This window comes from Novosphingobium sp. LASN5T, from assembly GCF_003856955.1.
Classification (GTDB): domain Bacteria; phylum Pseudomonadota; class Alphaproteobacteria; order Sphingomonadales; family Sphingomonadaceae; genus Novosphingobium.
The window spans coordinates 53,937-71,494 of sequence record NZ_RQSI01000019.1 but is presented as its reverse complement, the minus strand read 5'-3'; the positions used below and the strand labels follow the sequence as shown (position 1 = coordinate 71,494).

The window sequence follows — 17,558 nt, the reverse complement described above, 5'->3', positions numbered from 1 at the left end:
CGGGCCATCTGGAGGAAAGGACTGGCGCCATGGCCCGCCCGCGCTTGTCCCATATCCTCCCCCTGCTGCTTCTGCCAGCCTTGATCGGCTGCGGCAGGTCCGGAGACGCGCCCGCACCGCCGCCTCCGCCGCTGTCGGACGCCGCGATGAAGGCGGTGGTCGAAGACCCGGGGACGAATCGCGAAGGCCTGGCCCGCGCGGTCGACGCGCTGTTCACCGACGAGGCGGCTGCGGAGACCCGCGCGGTGATCGTCATGCGCGGCGGGCGGATCGTGGCGGAACGCTATGCCCCTGGCTACCACGAGAACACCCGCTTCGTGAGCTGGTCGATGGCCAAGTCGATCACCGGGGTGATGATCGGGATGCTGGTCTCGGACGGGCGGCTGCGGCTCAACGAATCGGCGCCCGTCCCCGCGTGGCAGCGTCCCGGCGATCCGCGTGGCGAGATCACGCTGCGGCAGCTGCTGCAGATGCGATCGGGGCTCAAGCATGTCGAGGCGGGCGATCCCGTCTATGAATCCGACGAGGTGCGGATGCTGTTCCTCGACGGGCGCGACGACATGGCGCGCTATGCCGAGGACCAGCCGCTCGACAGCGAACCGGGCAAGACCTTCCGCTATTCGACCGCGACCAGCGTGATCCTGTCCGATCTCGCCGCGCGCGCGCTGGCGCCCGTGCCCGATGCCGAGCACCGCCGCCGCGCCGTGGCCGAATACTTGCGCACGCGCCTGTTCGAACCGGCCGGAATGCGCTCGATGCTGCCGGAATTCGACGCGGCGGGCACGCTGATCGGCGGATCGCTGATCCACGGCACGGCGCGCGACTGGATGCGGTTCGGCGAGTTCCTGCGCAACAAGGGATCGGTGCGCGGCGCACAGATCATCCCGCGCCAGTGGATCGATTTCATGACCACGCCATCGCCGCGGCAGGCGCAATACGGCGCGCAGATCTGGCTGAACCGCACGCCCAGCGGCAAGGACCGGCCCGCGCTGTTCCCCGATCGCGGCCCGAAGGACCTGTTCGCCTGCATCGGCCACCTGGGCCAGTACGTGCTGGTCTCACCCAGCCGCAAGCTGGTGGTCGTGCGTCTCGGCAAGACGCCCGACGACAAGCTGGGCGCGGTGACGGGCCACCTCGCCGACATCGTCGACACGTTCAGGTAGCAGGTTCCCCGGCGGGCGCGCCCTGCACCGCCAGCGCCGGGCTTTCCCCGTCCGGGCCGGGCGCGAGAAGATCCCGGGCACCCAGCGGCGCCTCGTTCACCAGACCTTCGGGATCGGGATGGATCAGCACTTCCACGCCGGGGAAGGCCTCCATCAGCTTTTCCTCGATCTCGTCCATCACGCGGTGCGCCTCGGTCACGGTCATCTTGCCATCGACCCAGACATGGAACTGCACGAAATCGCGATCGCCGCTGGTGCGCGTGCGCAGATCGTGCAGGCCCTTCAATTCGGGGTGCTGGGCGACGACCTCGAGGAACCGCTCGCGCTTTTCGAGCGGCCATTCGTGGTCCATCAACTGCTCGATCGCATCCTGCGAGGCGCCCCACGCACCCCAGCCCAGCCACAGCGCGATGCCGAACGCGAAAGCCGCGTCGACGCCGCCCAGCGCAAGGTAATGATCGAGCACGAGCGCGGCGATCACCGCGAGGTTGAGAAACAGGTCCGATTTGTAGTGGACGTTGTCGGTGCTGATCGCGAGGCTGCCGGTCTGGCGGATCACGTGTCGCTGATAGGCAAGCAGCGCCACCGTGGCCACCATCGCCACCACCGACACGATCACGCCCGATTCGGCCTCTGCCACCCGCTCTCCGCCCAGGAACTGCCCCACCGCGCGCCAGGCTAGGCCCAGCGCCGAGATCGAGATCAGCACGACCTGGAACATCGCCGCGAGCGCTTCGGCCTTGCCGTGCCCGAAGCGGTGGTTGTGATCGGCCGGCTGCGCCGCGACCCATACCCCCAGCAGCGTGGCGGCGCTGGCCACCAGGTCCAGCCCGGTATCGGCCAGGCTTCCCAGCATCGCGGTCGAATGCGTGGAGATCACCGCCCACAGCTTCAGGCCGGCCAGCAGCGTCGCCACGGCCATGCTAGCCATCGCCGCGCGCCGGTTGAGATCGGAGGGGATCGCGCTCATGCCATTCGCTTTACGGGTAAAGCAGCGTGCTGGTCCAGCCGCCGGCGCCATCGGTCACGAAGCGGCGGCGTTCGTGCAGGCGATGGTCGCGGTCCTGCCAGAACTCGATGGTGGCGGGCTTCACGCGATAGCCGGACCAGTGCGCCGGCCGCGTGACCTCTCCGTCCGGGTATTGCGCGCGCAGGGCGTCCACCCGGTCAAGGTAGGTCTGCCGCGAATCCAGCGGGCGCGACTGGTCCGAGGCGGCCGAACCCAGCCGCGATTCGGGATGCCGGCTGGCGAAATAGGCGTCCGCCTCGGCCGCCGTCACTTCGGTGATGGTGCCTTCGACGCGAATCTGCCGGCGCAGCGATTTCCAGTGGAACAGCAGCGCGACGTGCGGGTTCGCCGCCAGCTCGCCGCCCTTGCGGCTGTGGAAGTTGGTGTAGAACACGAAGCCAGCCGGCCCATGCCCTTTCAGCAGCACCATCCGCACCGACGGCACGCCCTGCGGCGTCGCGGTGGCGAGCGCCATGGCGTTGGGATCGTTGGGTTCACTGGCCCGCGCCTGCGCGAACCATTCCTCGAAGATGGCGAACGGATCGGCATGGGGGATGGCATCGCGCGCTTGTTCAGGTTTCACGGCATTTTCCTGACGAAGTTGACAAAGTTGACACGGTTCAGAGGCAAACGGCCGCCCGCCGCGGACAGGCTGTCGTGTGGCCGGCAAAGCGCGAGATAGCCATGACGAGGATCAAGGTTCATGGGCATCGCCTATCCTACCCCCGTGCAGTAGGAAAGCGCCGCTTGCGGCGCGGCGTTTCGGCACCTAGCTAGGGAACCATGGCAGACCCCTATTCCATTCTTGGCGTAAACCGCAGCGCGAGCGAAAAGGACGTGAAATCCGCGTACCGCAAGCTTGCCAAGGAACTCCATCCGGACCGGAACAAGGACAATCCCGAGGCGGCCGAACGGTTTGCCGAGGTGACGCAGGCCTATGACCTCCTGTCCGACAAGGACAAGCGTGCCCAGTTCGACCGGGGCGAGATCGACGCGGAGGGCAATCCCACAAGCCCCTTCGGCTTCGGCGGCGCGGGCGGCGGCTTTGGCGGAGCGCAGCACGGCTATCGCCATTCGGGCGGCTTCGAGGGCGCCGGTGCCGAGGGCATCGACATCGGCGACATTTTCGAGGGCCTGTTCGGCGGGCGCGGCGGTCAGCCCGGCGGCGGTGGCGGTTTCGGCGGCTTCGGCGGCGCGCGGCGTGGCCCGCCGCCCAAGGGCGCGAATGTCGGCTATCGGCTGCAGGTTTCCTTCACCGACGCCGCCAGCCGGGCCAGCCAGCGCATCACCCTGTCGGACGGCAAGACCATCGACCTCAAGCTGCCCGCGGGCGTGGAAAGCGGCCAGCAGGTGCGCCTTCCCGGCAAGGGCGAACAAGGCCCCGGTGGCGCCGGCGACGCGATCGTGACGATCGAGGTGGGCAGCCACCCGTTTTACGAACGCGATGGTGACAACATCCGGCTCGACCTGCCGGTAACGCTCGACGAGGCGGTCAACGGCAGCAAGGTGAAGGTGCCGACCGTGGATGGCCCGGTGATGCTCACCGTCGCGCCCGGCAGCAGCAGCGGACGCACGCTGCGGCTGAAGGGCAGGGGCTTTACCCGCAAGGACGGCACGCGCGGCGATCAGCTGGTGACGCTGCAGATCGACCTCCCGCCCGCCGACAGCGAACTGGGCGCCGATCTCCAGACCCGGCTCGCAGGATGGCAGGACACCCGGAACCCGCGCGGTAAGCTGGGCGTTTAAGACGGCATGACTCCCGTATCCGGCCTTTCGCCCGGGCCGGGCGATGACGGAACGGAACGGGCTGCATCCTCGCCGGCCGGACCACCGATCGCGCCGCTGATCGATGTTCCCGACCTTTCGCCCGAAGCCCGCCGTCGCGCCGCCCTGCGGCTCCCCCCGGATGCGCAGGGTTTTGTGGCGCCCGTGCCGCCCGCCCGCCACGCGCGGGCGCTGGAAGTGATCCGCCGGGTGTGGACCGGCGTCTATCACGACGGGTTCATCCACGCCGGCAACTTCGCCTACATGGTGCTGATCGCACTGTTCCCGTTCTTCATCACCGGCGCGGCGATCTTTTCCGCGCTGGGCGAGGCCAGCCAGCGCGCCGCCGCGATCAACACCGTGCTGATCGCGATGCCGCCGGTGGTGGCCGAAGCGCTCGATCCGGTGGCGCGCAGCGTGGTGGAGATGCGCACCGGCTGGCTGCTGTGGGTAGGCGGGCTGATCGGCCTTTGGACGGTGGGCAGCCTTGTCGAAACGATCCGCGACATCCTGCGCCGCGCCTATGGCACGCGCTGGGAGCACGCCTTCTGGCGCTATCGCCTGGCGTCCACCGGACTGATCGTGGCCTCGGTGATCCTGATCCTGCTCTCCATCGCCGCGCAAGTGGCGATCGGCACCGCGCAACAGGCGATCGAGGCGTGGATGCCGCAGTTCAGCGGATGGATCGCCAGCCTGTCGCTGTCGCGCTTCGTGCCGGCGGTGATCTTCTTCCTGGCGCTGTGGCTGCTGTTCATCTCGCTGACCCCCGGCGCTTACCGGGGCCGGCGCTATCCCAAATGGCCCGGCGCGCTGCTCGTCAGCCTGTGGTGGCTGGCGGTCACCGGTGCGCTTCCGGGAGTGTTGCGCCATTTCTTCACTTACAACCTAACGTACGGAAGCCTTGCCGGCGTGATGATCGCGCTTTTCTTTTTCTGGCTTGTCGGCTTAGGGATGGTGGTAGGAGCCGAACTCAACGCTGCGCTCGCGGAAACGCCCGAAGAGCGCGATGTGGTGGGGCAGGCTGACGATCGCGCGCGCAGGGCGCGCCGGATGAGCATCGAGCAAGAGGGCGCATGACCGGACTGATGGAAGGAAAGCGGGGCCTGATCATGGGCCTTGCCAATGACAAGTCGCTGGCGTGGGGGATCGCCCGCAAGCTGCGTGAACAAGGTGCCGAACTGGCCTTCTCCTATCCGGGCGAGGCGCTGGAAAAGCGCGTCCGCCCGCTGGCGGCAAGCCTGGACAGCGATTTCCTGATCGAATGCGACGTATCGGACATGGCGGCGCTCGATGCCGCGTTCGAAACGCTGAAGGCGCGGTGGCCGACGATCGATTTCGTGGTCCATGCCATCGGCTTTTCGGACAAGAACGAGTTGCGCGGCCGGTATTATGATACCTCGCTCGACAATTTCCTGACGACGATGAACATCTCGGCCTACAGCCTCGTCGCCGTGACCAAGCGCGCCATCGCGATGATGCCCGAAGGCGGATCGATCCTCACGCTGACCTATTACGGCGCCGAAAAGGTCGTGCCGCACTACAACGTGATGGGCGTGGCCAAGGCGGCGCTGGAAACCAGCGTGCAGTACCTCGCCAACGATTGCGGGCCGCAGGGCGTGCGCGTCAACGCGATCTCGGCCGGTCCGATCAAGACGCTGGCGGCCAGCGGGATCGGCGATTTCCGCTATATCCTCAAGTGGAACGAGCTGAACTCGCCGCTGCGGCGGAACGTGACGATCGAGGACGTCGGCGGGGCGGGGCTCTATTTTCTGTCGGACCTGTCCTCGGGCGTGACCGGCGAAGTCCACCATGTCGACGCGGGTTACCACACGGTCGGCATGAAGCAGGAAGACGCGCCCGACATCGCGCTGGGCTGATGACGAGACGCCCTTCCGTTCGTTAGCGGGAGGAGGGGCTGTCCGTCAGGGATGCGACGGGGTGATGGCCGGCGGCGGTGTCGCCGCGCCGGCGGCATCCTCGGCCGCGCGTTCCTTGGCCAGCTTTTCCTCGTACTGCTTTTCCAGCACTTCCACCCGCGCCTGTTCGGCGGCGGTATCGGCGTCGATCGTCTGCAGGCGCTTGGCGCGCTCCTCCTCGATCAGCCGGCCGAACTGCACGTCGCTCGATTGCTTCTTCTCGGCATAGGCGGCGTTGATCAGGCGCGAGACGCAGCCCGATGCCCCGCCCGATCCGACCGGGGAGCAGGAGTTCACGCCGGCCGCGCCCACCGTTTCATAGGCCCGGACACGCTCTGTCCAGCCCTGGTTGGCCGCAGCGTTGGGATTGTCACGCAAGGGCGCGGGAATGCGGAAGCGTTCGGATTCGTCCTTGCGCGCGCAGACCGTGATTTCGCCCGCGTTGGAGGCCGGGCAGGGATCGTCGCCATAGATGATCAGCTGGTTGACCTTCTCGCCCGATGTCGCGTCCTGCGCCAGGACGGGCTGCGATGCCGCGATGCCGGCGGTGGCGATCAGCGCCAGGGCGGTGATCCGGGGTAAGAAGCGCGTCATCGTGACTCTCCAGCTGGGTCTGGTGCCGATATAGGGCCGCACCCTCTTGAATGGTAGATGAAGCCCCGTCGCTGACCTGAATCAATCAGATACGTCAGATCCGTTTCGCCCCTCAGATCCGCTTCGAAAGCGCGATCGCCGCACGGCAGCCGAAGCGGATGGCGTGGAACAGCACCGGATAGCCCGGCGCGCGCTCGGCCCCGGCAGCGATCGCGGCATCGCGGTGCTCGCGCTCGTCGTCGCGGAATTCGCGCACCATCGCGGCCAGCTCCGGGTCGTCGTCGCCCAGTTCGTCGAGCTGTTCGGTATAGTGGCGGTCGATCTCGGTCTCGATGGCGGCGGTGCAGGCCATAGCCGCTTCCGGCCCGATCAGCGCGGTTGCCGCACCCAGCGCGAACCCGGCGACCGACCATACCGGCTGGAGCGCCGTCGGCCGCACGCCGCGTTGTGCCAGCAGCGCGTCGAACCGCTTGCGGTGATCGGCTTCCTGCGCCGCCATCGCCGCGACTTCGGCCGAATGCGGCGCGCGATCGCCCATCACCGCCATCTGCCCGGCATAGATGCGCACGGCGCCGTATTCGCCGGCCTGATCGACCCGGATCATCGCGGCGAACCTGTCACTCATGGCTGCAATCCTCCGGCGGAACGACGGGCGCGGCCCAGCAGTCTGAACACCGTGATCGCGCCGGCCATGGAAATCAGGAAGTTGTAGCCCGCCAGGCTCACGCCGAACAGCGTCCACGGCGCGACATCGCAGCGGATCACCGGCGCCGACATGATCGCCGCCAGCGGATCGTTGCCCAGCTTGTGCGAGGAGCACGTGGTGATGCCTTCCCACCAGCCGTATTCGACGCCGGCGTGGAACGCGCCGATCAGCCCGCTGATGCCGATCGCGACGGCAGCCAGCATGACCAGCATGTCGCCCCCGCCGGTGCGGCGCTGCATTTGCGCGATCAGCGACATGACGATCGCGGCGATATGCGGATAGCGCTGCCACCAGCACATCTCGCAGGGGGGCAGGCCGAACACGAACTGCGCGATCAGCGCCCCGCCCATCAGCGCGGCGGGGATCAGCAGCGCCAGGGTATAGGCGGCGTTGCGGGACTGGACCGACGTCATCGTGTCAGCGCTTTCCCGCCGATGCCCGGAGAGGCAGCGCCTGCTGCGCGGTCCGCCCCAGCGTCTGCACCGCGTAATAGAGCTGGAAGTCGTCGATGCCCTTGGCCTTCAGTTCCTCGGCCGTCATCTTGAAGCGCGGATCCTCGCCCTTGTCGGTCTCGAGATCCTTGTCGTCCTTCAGCTCGTTGATCAGGTGTCCACGCAGGTCGCTTTCGCGATAGGAGCGCAGCGCGCGCTTGCGCATGTCGGGATCGGAAATCTGCGGCACGCGCACGTCGGGATCGATGCCGCCTTCCTGCACCGAACGGCCCGACGGGGTGTAGTAGCGCGCCGTCGTCAGCTTGAGCGCGGTGTCGCGCGTCAGCGGGATCAGCGTCTGCACGCTGCCCTTGCCGAAGCTGCGCTCGCCCATGATCGCCGCGCGGTGCTGGTCCTGCATAGCGCCGGCGACGATTTCCGAAGCGGAGGCCGACCCCTGATCGATCAGCACGATCATCGGCACGCCCTTGGCGATATCGCCCGGCGTGGCGTTGTACACCTCGTTGTCGCGGGCATAGCGGCCACGCTGCGAGACGATCGGCCCCTTTTCGAGGAACAGGTCCGATAGCGAGACGGCTTCGTCCAGCAACCCGCCGGGGTTGCCGCGCAGATCGAGGATCAGGCCGGCCGGGCGGTTGCCCGTCTTGGCGCGAATATCGCGCCAGGCGGCGGCGACCTGCGTGCCGACGTTGGCGCTGAAGCTCGATACCGAGATCACGCCGACGTTGTCCTTCACCTTCCATTCGACCGGCTTCAGCTCGATCACCTGGCGCGTGATGGTCAGGTCAAGCGGCTCGTCGCGACCGGGGCGGAACACGGTGAGGCGGATCTGCGTGCCCACTTCACCGCGCATCTGGTCCACCGCGTCGTCGAGCGAGCCGCCGTAGATCAGCTTGCCGTCGAGATGGGTGATGTAGTCGCCCGCCTTGATCCCGGCGAGATCGGCCGGCGTGCCCTTCATCGGCGCGATCACCTTGACCGCGCCGTCCTCCAGCGTCACCGACAGGCCCAGCCCGCCATAGGAGCCATCGGTCTGCGTGCGCAGGTTCTCGAAATCGCGCGCGTCGAGATAGGAACTGTGCGGATCAAGCGTGGCCAGCATGCCGTCGATCGCGCCCTTGAACAGCTTGTCGTCGTCCACCGGCTCCACGTAATTGGCCTTGATCCGTTCGTAGATCGCCATCAGCCGGGTGAATTCGGGGCCGGTCTTGGCGTCCACGGCGGCCAGCCCGGCGGTCGTCACCGGGATCAGCGCGATTGCCGACACGAGCGCGGTGGCACGGAAGAGGGAGGCCACGGTCTTCGTGAACGGGGTCTTCGCCATCGGGGACTTTCGCTTCAAGGGGGCCATGGGGCCGCGTTCTATAGCGGCAGCGCGATGAACGCCAGATGGCGCGACACGGTGAGTCATCCGGGGATCGTCATCCGCGCAGTGCCTGCAGCGGATTGATCGGAGCGCCATCCTTGCGCAGTTCGACCGTCACCGTCGGGCGGCCCGGCCCGGCCGCGCCCAGCGGCGCGCCCTGCACCACGGTTTCGCCCACGTTCACGTCAAGCCGGCCGAGATTGGTGACGAGCGAGGTCCAGCCGCCATCGTGTTCGATGATCACGATCCGGCCATAGCCGCGATAGGGGCCGGCGAAGGCCACGCGCCCGGCCGCCGGCGCGACCACCTGCGCGCCGCCGACCGGCGCGAAGGTGAGGCCGGAAGACAGCCCGCCCGCGCCGCGTTCACCAAAGCCGGTCACGATCCGTCCGCCCACCGGCAGAATCCACGAAAGCGCCGCCGAAGCCGAAGGGGTGGGGCCGGTATCCGCCACCATCAGCGCGTCGCCCGGCCGTTCGGGGCGCGGCACCGGGCCGGGCAGCGCGGCCAGCTTCTGCCGCAGCGAACCATCGGCCTGCAACTGGTCCATCAGCGCGCGCAGATCACGCGTCTGTTCGGCCAGCGCGAGCGCGCGGTCCGCCTCGCGGCTGGCCGTCCCTTGCGCCGCGCGCGATTCGATGCGCTGGCGGCTTTCGATGGCGACAAGCTGCTGGCGCCGCGCGGTCAGCCCCTGTTCGCCCTGGCGCAACTGGTCGGCGGCCAGCCGCGCGCTGGCCTGCAAGGCGCGGCCGCGCACGATTTCCTGCCGCAGCCCCGCGGTGCGCTGCCGCACTTCGGGCAGCATCGTTTCCAGCACCGCGCGCAGATAGACGGTATCGCGCAGGGTATCGGCGCGCATCAGGCTGAAGGCGAGCGGGCGGCGTGCCATGAGCTGCAGCGCCGCGGTCAGCCGCACCACCGGTTCCTGCCGCGCGGCGATGCGCAGCCGCAGCGCTTCGCGCTGGCGGTCGATCAGCGCGATCTTCGCCTGCGCCACCTGGATTTCGGCTTCGGACTGCTGGATGCGCGCGGCCACCGCCGCCGTTTCGCGCGCGGTACGGTCGGCCGCTTCGGTGGCCTTGCGCGCTTCCGCCTCCAGCTGTTCGCCGCGTGCCCGCGCCATCGTCAGTTCGCGGGTTGCCTGGCGCAGCGCGTCGCCCGCCTGCCCGGCATCGTCGAAAGGCGCGGCCTGCTGCGCCATGGCAAGCTGCCAGCCTAACACGCCGGCCAGCGCGGCCATGGTGGCGAGAAGGAGCGTGCGCGACGTCATGACGCGGCGCTTATCCTTCGCGGTGGTAGGGATGGCCAGCGATAATGCTGGTGGCGCGCCACAACTGCTCGGCCAGCATGGCGCGAGCCAGCATGTGCGGCCAGGTCGCCGCGCCGAAGGCAAGCAGGAGATCGGCCTTGCCGCGCACGTCCGCATCGTGCCCGTCGGCCGCGCCGATCAGGAAGCGCGCCTCGCGCACGCCATCGTCGCGCCAACGGCCCAGAATGCCGGCGAACTCGGTCGAGGTGAGCTGGCGCCCGCGCTCGTCGAGCGCGACGGTGCGGACGGGCGTGGCCGCGGGCGGCGGGATCGTGCCGCCGCGATCGGGCAGCTCGGTAACCTTGAGGCCCCAGGCGACGCGCTTGGCATAGCGGTCGACCAGCTCGGCCTCGGGCGATCGCCCGATCTTCCCGCGCGCGATGATGTGCAGCAGCATCCGGTTTCCGATCGGGAACGCTCTTCCCCCCTCCTGACGGAAGGGAGCGCGCGCGTGCTTAGGCCGCGCCCGCGTCTCCGAACGCCCACATGCGTTCGAGGTTGTAGAAGCTGCGCACTTCCGGGCGGAACAGGTGGACTACCACGTCGCCGGCATCGATCAGCACCCAGTCGGCGGCGGGCAGGCCTTCCAGCCGCGCGTGGCCGTAACCGCCCTGCTTGATCCGTTCGGCCAGCTTCTGGGCCATCGCAGCGACCTGGCGCGTCGAACGGCCCGACGCGATCACCATGTAATCGGCGATCGAGCTTTTGCCTTCGAGCGGGATCGAGACGATCTCCTGCGCCTGATCGTCGTCGAGCGATTGCAGGACGAGATCGTGCAGCGACGCCGGCTTGGCCTTGGCGCCCGAGCTGGCGGTGGACGTGGCGGCCCCGGCCTGGGCCGGAATGGTCTGGACAGTTGTCATCGCGGTGAGATGGTCTCCGTGGCTGGATTGTCAATGAAAAGGAAGCGGGCACCGGTCAATCGCCCGGCCCCCGAAACGGGCCGGGCCACCGGAATCCCGGCAACCGACCGCAAGGGAAGTGCGCCGCGGCTCAGGGCTTGCCTGCCCCGCCGAAGCGCGTGTTGCCGGTGGATGGGCCGGTTTGCGGAACGACCGGCCGATGCGTGAGGGCATCGAACGGCTCCGCATCGACGAAGCGGCGAAACCATTCCGGATCGGCGGCACGAATGGCCGTGGCCGAACGGGGATCGGGATCGAAACGCAGGATCGTCAGCGCCGGGGCGCTCCGCTTTGCGCCGTCAATCAACTGTCCGGGCCGCCGGCGCCAGCGGCGCAACCAGGCCATGGCGGGGCTCGCCAAGGCACGCGCATCATAACCCGGACGCGCGATAACCGCAATCGGCGTCTCCCGCGCCATCCGCCGCCAGTCCTTCCAGCGGTGGAGCTGCGCCAGATTGTCGGCCCCCATCAGCCAAACGAAGCGCTTTTTCGGGTAGCGTCGGCGCAGCGCCGCCAGCGTATCGACGGTGTAGCGCGTGCCCAGCCGCGCCTCGATCGCGGTCACGCGAATCGGCGCGCGGCGGGCCGCCGCCCGCGCCGAACAATAGCGCGCCGGCAGCGGGGCCATGCCCTTCACCGGCTTCAGCACGTTGCCCGGCGATACCAGCCACCACACCTCGTCCAGCCCCAGCGCCTCGCGCGCGAACAGGCTGATGCGGCGGTGGCCGCCATGGGCCGGGTTGAAGCTGCCGCCCAGAAGACCGACGCGGGGCAGGCCGACGCGGGGGGAAGGAATCGGACCGGTCAGGATGAAGGCTCCGCCACCCTGCCTAGCGCGCCACGCGCCGGGGCGAGGCCGCCTTGGCGCGATAGGCGCCCTGCATCGCGAACATCCAGCCGGGGTATTCGCGCGGCAGGGCCGAGAGGGCATCGAGCCGGGAAAGCTCGTCCGCCGTCAGTTCCACCTCGCAGGCGGCGATGTTGTCGGCCAGCTGGTCGGCGCGCTTGGCGCCGACGATCACCGTCGTCACCACCGGCTGATAGAGCAGCCAGGCCAGCGCCACCTGCGCGACCGTGGCCGGCTCGCCCGAAACCGTCTTGCCGGCGGCGATCTCCTGCATCGCCTCGATCAGGTCATAAGCGCGATCGAGTTCCACCGGCGGGAAATCGAACACCGCGCGGCGGCCTTCGCCCTGGTTGGGGCCGCTGTTGCCGCCGTCGGTGGCGCGGGTGTATTTGCCCGAAAGCAACCCCCCGGCCAGCGGGCTCCACACCATCAGGCCCAGCCCCTCGCTTTGCAGCAGCGGCACGATCTCGCGCTCCAGATCGCGGCCGGCGACGGTGTAGTAGGCCTGGAGCGAGGCAAACGAGGCGATGCCGAGTCGTTCCGAAATGCCCAGCGCCTTCATGATCTGCCAGGCGGCCCAGTTGCTGACGCCGATATAGCGCGCGCGGCCACTGCGCACGATGTCCTCCAGCGCGCACAGGGTTTCCTCGATCGGGGTCAGCGCATCCCAGCCGTGGATCTGGTAGAGATCGACATGGTCCATGCCCAGCCGGGCGAGGCTGGCGTCGATCTCGTGCAACAGGTGGAAGCGCGAGGCACCAGCCTCGTTCGCCCCCGGCCCCATCGTGCCCATGGCCTTGGTGGCGACAACCACGTCGGGCCGCTTCACGCCCAGATCGCGCAGCGCCTGGCCAAGGATCTCCTCGGACCGGCCTTCCGAATAGACGTTGGCCGTATCGATGAAGTTGATGCCGGCGTCGATCGCCTGCCGCACCAGCGCGGTCGACGCCGCCAGATCCAGCCCCGCGATCGGGCCGAACCGGCCCTGCGATTCGCCGAACGTCATCGTGCCGAGGCACAGCTCGGAAACGATCAGGCCGGTATTGCCGAAACGGTTGGTACGCATGGAAGAATCCTCTGCCTTCGGGTTTGCGGCCAAACTAGCGACCGGCCGCGTGCTTGTCGAAGGGGGATGCGGCGATCAGAACCGGTTCTTAGGGCCGCGTCTGGCCCGAACCGCGCACCAGCCACTTATAGGTGGTGAGCCCTTCAAGCGCGACCGGCCCGCGCGCGTGCAGCCGCCCGGTCGCGATGCCGATTTCCGCGCCCAGTCCGAACTCGCCGCCATCGGCGAACTGGCTGGAAGCGTTGTGGATCACGATCGCGCTGTCCACTTCGGACAGGAAGCGGTCGGCGGCGGCCTGGTCCTCGGTCACGATCGCGTCGGTATGGCCCGAGGAATGGCGCGCGATATGGCCCAGCGCCTCCTCCAGTCCATCCACCACCGCGACCGCCAAGATCGCGTCGAGGTATTCGGTGTCCCAGTCGTTCGCGCTGGCGGGGGCGATGCGCGGATCGATGGCGCGGGCGCGGGCATCGCCGCGCAATTCGCACCCGGCGTCGAGCAAGGGCGCGATCAGCCCATGCGGATCGGGATAGGTCGCATCGATCAGCAGCGTTTCCATCGCCCCGCACACGCCGGTGCGGCGCAGCTTGGCGTTGAACACGATCGCGGCGGCGCGGGCCGGATCGGCGGCGTGATCGACGTAGGTGTGGTTGATCCCGTCGAGATGCGCCAGCACCGGCACGCGTGCATCGGACTGGACGCGCGCGACCAGGCTCTTGCCCCCGCGCGGCACGATCATGTCGATCAGGCCCGCCGCCGTCAGCATAGCGCCCACGGCCGCGCGGTCCTGCGTGGGCAGGAGCTGCACCGCATCGGCGGGCACGCCGCCCTCGGCCAGCCCGGCGACCAGCGCCTGGTGGATCGCGCGGTTGGAATGCACCGCCTCGCTGCCGCCGCGCAGCAGCACGGCATTGCCCGAGCGCACGCACAGCGCGGCGGCGTCCGCCGTCACGTTGGGGCGGCTTTCGTAAATGATGCCGATCAGGCCGATGGGCACCCGCACGCGCTGCAGCACCATGCCGTTGGGCCGCGTGGCGCTGTCGATCACCTCGCCCACCGGATCCGGCAGGCTGGCGACCTGCTCCACCGCATCGGCCATGGCCGCGAGCCGGCCCGAATCGAGCCGCAACCGGTCGAGCAGCGCGCCGGACAGGCCATTCGCTTCGCCCGCGGCGACATCGCGCGCGTTCGCGGCGAGGATTTCCGGTTCGGCGCGGCGCAGCGCCGCCGCCGCCAGCCGCAGCGCCTGTTCCTTCGCCGGTGCCGGCATCCGCGCCAGAACGCGCTGCGCCACGCGGCCGGCGCGGGCGAGGCCTTCGACGAGATCGGTCACGGAATCGGGGGAAATCTGGGGCTGGCTGGACATGGGCGCGCCCTACCACGCGCCCCGGCCGCTGTCAGCCCGCATCGCATGGCGGCGCTCCCGCGGATTGCCCGGCGAGTCGCGGCCGCGAAGCACGGCGAATCGAAACGATTCGTTGCCGGAATCACATGGTTCCAACGCTTCACCGGAGGACTCGCACGATTCAACCCGGCAAAGGGGGATCGGATTCGACCTGCGGCGGACGCACCGGTAATCGGCCGCGTCCTTCCGGCGCATCCGCAGGGGCAGCAAAGATAAAAGCCAGAGATGCCGCACCGGGGGTCGTCACACGTGTCAGCAACAGCCAGAGACGGGCTAGCCGCCCGGCTGAAGCGCTGGTTTCCCGAACGCGAGTTTTTCATGCGTTCGCAGGGCCAGGTCCGCTTCATCCGGATAACCAGCCGGCTCCAGATGATCGTGGCCGCCGCCATCGCCGCCGCGCTGGGCCTGTGGCTGGCGATGATGGTGACGATGCTGGTCTCGCGCTATCTCGACGCGCGCGACCGTGAACGGCTGCTCCAGCGCGAAGCCGCCGTCGCCTCGGCCGAAACGCGCGTCTCGAAGTATCGGAACGGCCTGGGCGAAGTGGCCGATGATCTGCAGAAGCGGCAGGACTTCATCGAGAAGATGGTCGAAAGCCACGTCGGCGCGCTGCCCAACGATCTGCCCAAGGGCACAGTCAGCGACAGCAGCGCCGAAGCCGGCAAGACCGTGAAGAAGATCTCGATGGAACTGCCCGAGGCCGCCGGGCTTGCCCGGATCGAGGCGCGCCAGCTGGCCTTCATCGAAAAGCTCACCCGCTTCGCCGATGCCCGCGCGGCGCGCGCCGAAACCGCGATTCGCCGCGTCGGGCTCAACCCCTCGATGATCATGGCGTCGAACCGCGGCGCGCAGGGCGGCCCGCTGATCCGTCTGGTCACCGGCCCCGGCAACGATGTCGATCCACGCTTCGCTCGGCTGGGCGCCAGCCTTGAACGGATGAGCGGGCTGGAAGACGGCCTGGCCCGCATTCCCAATACGCTGCCCGCCAGCCTCGAATATATCTCGAGCGGCTTCGGCTATCGCAGCGATCCCTTCACCGGCGGCGCGGCTTTCCACGCCGGTCTCGATTTCCGTGGGCCGATCGGCGCGCCGATCTATGCCGCCGCCGCCGGCACCGTCAGCTTCGCCGGCATCCGCCAGGGCTATGGCAATTGCGTGGAAGTCAGCCACGGCAACGGGCTGATGACCCGCTACGCCCACATGTCGCGCATCGGCGCGCGCGTGGGGGAAAAGGTTGCGGCCGGCGCCGTCATCGGGCAGATCGGCAGCACCGGCCGTTCCACCGGCCCCCACCTGCATTTCGAAGTGCGGATCAACGACCAGCCGGTCAATCCGCGCCCGTTTCTGGAGGCAAGACCGAATGTTTTCCAGGAAGGCCGCGCCGGGCAGCCGGCCAGCAACCGGAGCTAGCACTATGGCCAGCCGCAATACCGCGGGCGGGACGTTCTCGGTCCTTGGCGCGGACCTTGTCGTCACGGGCGACGTTACCGCCACCGCCGACCTGCATATCGACGGGCGGGTCAAGGGCGATATCGCCTGCGCCGCGCTGGTGCAGGGCGAAGCGAGCGTGATCGAAGGCGCGGTGAAGGCGCAGACCGCGCGCCTTTCGGGCACGGTCCACGGTGCGATCGAGGCCGGCGAACTGGTGATCCTGCGCAGCGCGCGCATCCACGGCGACGTCAGCTACGACGCGCTGACGATTGAGCAGGGCGCACAGGTCGACGGCCGCTTCGCGCCACGCGCCGCGCCGGCCGGCGAATCGACGCTGACGCTGGTCAGCTGATCCTGGTTCCCGTCCCCGATCATCCCTGCGTCCAGGCGGACGCGGGATGATCGAAAGCCGGCATATCAGGCAGCGGTGACGTTGACGCCCATGCTGGTCAGGTAGCGCTTGATGTTGCGCGCGGCCTGGCGCAGCCGCTGCTCGTTCTCGACCATCGCGATGCGCACGAAGCCCTCGCCGTCCTCGCCATAGCCGACGCCGGGCGCGACCGCGACTTCGGCATGGGTCAGCAGTTGCTTGGAGAATTCAAGGCTGCCGAGGTGGTTGAGCGCCGGCGGCAGCGGCGCCCAGGCGAACATCGACGCGCGCGGGCTGGGGATTTCCCACCCGGCGCGGCCGAACGCCTCGACCATCACGTCGCGCCGCTTCTGGTAGAGCTGGCGGTTCTTCTCGACGATATCCTGCGGTCCGTTGAGCGCGGCGCAGGCGGCGGCCTGGATCGGCGTGAACGCGCCGTAATCGAGATAGGACTTCACCCGCTTCAGCGCTGCGATCAGGCGCGCGTTGCCCACGGCGAAGCCGACGCGCCAGCCCGCCATCGAGAACGTCTTCGACATCGAGGTGAATTCCACCGCCACGTCCTTGGCGCCGGGCACTTCGAGGATCGAGCGCGTGGGATTACCGTCGTAATAGAGTTCCGAATAGGCGAGGTCGGACAGGATCCAGACCTTGTTCTCCTTCGCCCAGGCGACCAGCCGTTCGTAGAACGCGAGGTCGACCGTCTCCGCCGTGGGGTTCGACGGGTAGTTCACGATCAGGATCGAAGGGCGCGGGACCGAATACTTCATCGCCCGGTCGAGCGAATCCCAATAGCGTTCGTCGGGCGTCGTCGGGACCGAGCGGATCGTGGCCCCGGCGATGATGAAGCCGAAGGTGTGGATCGGGTAGCTGGGGTTGGGCGCGAGCACGACATCGCCCGGCGCGGTGATCGCGGTGGCCAGGCTGGCGAGACCTTCCTTAGACCCCATCGTCATGACCACTTCCGTTTCCGGATCGAGATCGACGTTGAAGCGGCGGCCGTAATAGTTCGCCTGCGCCTTGCGCACGCCGGGAATGCCCGAAGAGGCCGAATAGCCGTGCGCATCGGGCTTCTGCGCGACTTCGCACAGCTTGTCGATCACGTGGCTGGGCGGCGGCAGATCGGGGTTGCCCATGCCCAGGTCGATGATGTCCCTACCGGCGGCGCGTGCTGCGGCCCGCATGCCGTTGACTTCGGCGATGACGTAGGGCGGCAGGCGCTTCATGCGGTAGAATTCTTCGTCCACGGGTGGGATAC

19 protein-coding genes are annotated in these 17,558 nt (G+C 68.5%); 6 read left to right on the top strand and 13 right to left on the bottom strand.

The window, feature by feature from the left end:
- The first annotated feature begins 29 nt into the window (after nt 1-29).
- Entirely contained in the window at nt 30-1,163 is a 1,134-nt protein-coding gene (locus EH199_RS13885; protein ID WP_124809893.1) for a serine hydrolase, read from the top strand.
- On the opposite strand, the gene EH199_RS13880 is transcribed toward EH199_RS13885, so the two are convergent.
- The gene (locus EH199_RS13880; RefSeq protein WP_124809892.1) at nt 1,156-2,133 is read right to left on the bottom strand and encodes a cation diffusion facilitator family transporter; all 978 of its coding nucleotides are present in this window, start codon (nt 2,131-2,133) and stop codon (nt 1,156-1,158) included. The genes EH199_RS13885 and EH199_RS13880 overlap by 8 nt on opposite strands.
- Nucleotides 2,134-2,143: 10 nt before the next feature.
- Entirely contained in the window at nt 2,144-2,755 is a 612-nt protein-coding gene (gene pdxH, locus EH199_RS13875; protein ID WP_124809891.1) for a pyridoxamine 5'-phosphate oxidase, read from the bottom strand.
- Nucleotides 2,756-2,955: 200 nt separating this feature from the next.
- Here pdxH and EH199_RS13870 point away from each other — a divergent pair, with 200 nt between their 5' ends.
- From EH199_RS13870 to fabI, 3 genes are read left to right on the top strand one after another with little or no spacing between them, the layout of a single operon-like run.
- Nucleotides 2,956-3,918, top strand: coding sequence for a DnaJ C-terminal domain-containing protein (locus EH199_RS13870; RefSeq protein ID WP_124809890.1), 963 nt, complete (start codon nt 2,956-2,958; stop codon nt 3,916-3,918).
- Between the two features lie 6 nt (nt 3,919-3,924).
- On the top strand, nt 3,925-5,013 hold the full coding sequence (locus EH199_RS13865) for a YihY/virulence factor BrkB family protein (RefSeq protein ID WP_124809889.1): 1,089 nt from the start codon (nt 3,925-3,927) through the stop codon (nt 5,011-5,013).
- Nucleotides 5,010-5,813: an enoyl-ACP reductase FabI gene (gene fabI / locus EH199_RS13860; RefSeq protein WP_124809888.1), complete on the top strand. Its 804-nt coding sequence runs from the start codon at nt 5,010-5,012 to the stop codon at nt 5,811-5,813. Before EH199_RS13865 ends, fabI begins: the two co-directional genes overlap by 4 nt.
- A 45-nt stretch (nt 5,814-5,858) precedes the next feature.
- Here fabI and EH199_RS13855 read toward each other — a convergent pair whose 3' ends face one another.
- The 10 genes from EH199_RS13855 to EH199_RS13810 all read right to left on the bottom strand — a co-directional run bounded on the left by EH199_RS13855 (nt 5,859) and on the right by EH199_RS13810 (nt 14,460).
- Nucleotides 5,859-6,446, bottom strand: a complete 588-nt coding sequence (locus EH199_RS13855; RefSeq protein WP_124809887.1) for a hypothetical protein — start codon at nt 6,444-6,446, stop codon at nt 5,859-5,861.
- Between the two features lie 112 nt (nt 6,447-6,558).
- Complete coding sequence (locus EH199_RS13850) at nt 6,559-7,071, bottom strand: demethoxyubiquinone hydroxylase family protein (RefSeq protein ID WP_190287269.1); 513 nt, start codon at nt 7,069-7,071, stop codon at nt 6,559-6,561.
- A complete protein-coding gene (locus tag EH199_RS13845; protein ID WP_124809886.1) occupies nt 7,068-7,565 on the bottom strand; it encodes a disulfide bond formation protein B in 498 nt (165 codons plus the stop codon). The genes EH199_RS13850 and EH199_RS13845 overlap by 4 nt, the downstream gene beginning before the upstream one ends.
- Nucleotides 7,566-7,569: 4 nt before the next feature.
- Nucleotides 7,570-8,928 (bottom strand): S41 family peptidase, encoded by a 1,359-nt coding sequence (locus EH199_RS13840; protein ID WP_124809885.1) that lies wholly within the window; start codon nt 8,926-8,928, stop codon nt 7,570-7,572.
- A gap of 97 nt (nt 8,929-9,025) precedes the next feature.
- Nucleotides 9,026-10,240 (bottom strand): murein hydrolase activator EnvC, encoded by a 1,215-nt coding sequence (locus EH199_RS13835; RefSeq protein WP_124809884.1) that lies wholly within the window; start codon nt 10,238-10,240, stop codon nt 9,026-9,028.
- Nucleotides 10,241-10,250: 10 nt separating this feature from the next.
- Nucleotides 10,251-10,676 (bottom strand): 23S rRNA (pseudouridine(1915)-N(3))-methyltransferase RlmH, encoded by a 426-nt coding sequence (locus tag EH199_RS13830; RefSeq protein WP_124809883.1) that lies wholly within the window; start codon nt 10,674-10,676, stop codon nt 10,251-10,253.
- A gap of 58 nt (nt 10,677-10,734) precedes the next feature.
- Nucleotides 10,735-11,142, bottom strand: coding sequence for a ribosome silencing factor (gene rsfS / locus EH199_RS13825; RefSeq protein ID WP_124809882.1), 408 nt, complete (start codon nt 11,140-11,142; stop codon nt 10,735-10,737).
- Between the two features lie 130 nt (nt 11,143-11,272).
- Entirely contained in the window at nt 11,273-11,956 is a 684-nt protein-coding gene (locus EH199_RS13820; protein WP_124809909.1) for a nicotinate-nucleotide adenylyltransferase, read from the bottom strand.
- Nucleotides 11,957-12,011: 55 nt separating this feature from the next.
- Nucleotides 12,012-13,094 (bottom strand): aldo/keto reductase, encoded by a 1,083-nt coding sequence (locus tag EH199_RS13815; protein ID WP_124809881.1) that lies wholly within the window; start codon nt 13,092-13,094, stop codon nt 12,012-12,014.
- A gap of 88 nt (nt 13,095-13,182) precedes the next feature.
- On the bottom strand, nt 13,183-14,460 hold the full coding sequence (locus tag EH199_RS13810; RefSeq protein ID WP_124809880.1) for a glutamate-5-semialdehyde dehydrogenase: 1,278 nt from the start codon (nt 14,458-14,460) through the stop codon (nt 13,183-13,185).
- A 264-nt stretch (nt 14,461-14,724) separates the two neighbouring features.
- On the opposite strand from EH199_RS13810, the gene EH199_RS13805 reads away from it, so the two are divergent.
- On the top strand, nt 14,725-15,909 hold the full coding sequence (locus EH199_RS13805) for a M23 family metallopeptidase (protein WP_223806671.1): 1,185 nt from the start codon (nt 14,725-14,727) through the stop codon (nt 15,907-15,909).
- A gap of 4 nt (nt 15,910-15,913) precedes the next feature.
- A complete protein-coding gene (locus tag EH199_RS13800; protein ID WP_124809878.1) occupies nt 15,914-16,282 on the top strand; it encodes a polymer-forming cytoskeletal protein in 369 nt (122 codons plus the stop codon).
- Between the two features lie 65 nt (nt 16,283-16,347).
- Here EH199_RS13800 and EH199_RS13795 read toward each other — a convergent pair whose 3' ends face one another.
- The gene (locus tag EH199_RS13795; protein ID WP_124809877.1) at nt 16,348-17,547 is read right to left on the bottom strand and encodes an LL-diaminopimelate aminotransferase; all 1,200 of its coding nucleotides are present in this window, start codon (nt 17,545-17,547) and stop codon (nt 16,348-16,350) included.
- Between the last annotated feature and the right edge of the window lie 11 nt (nt 17,548-17,558).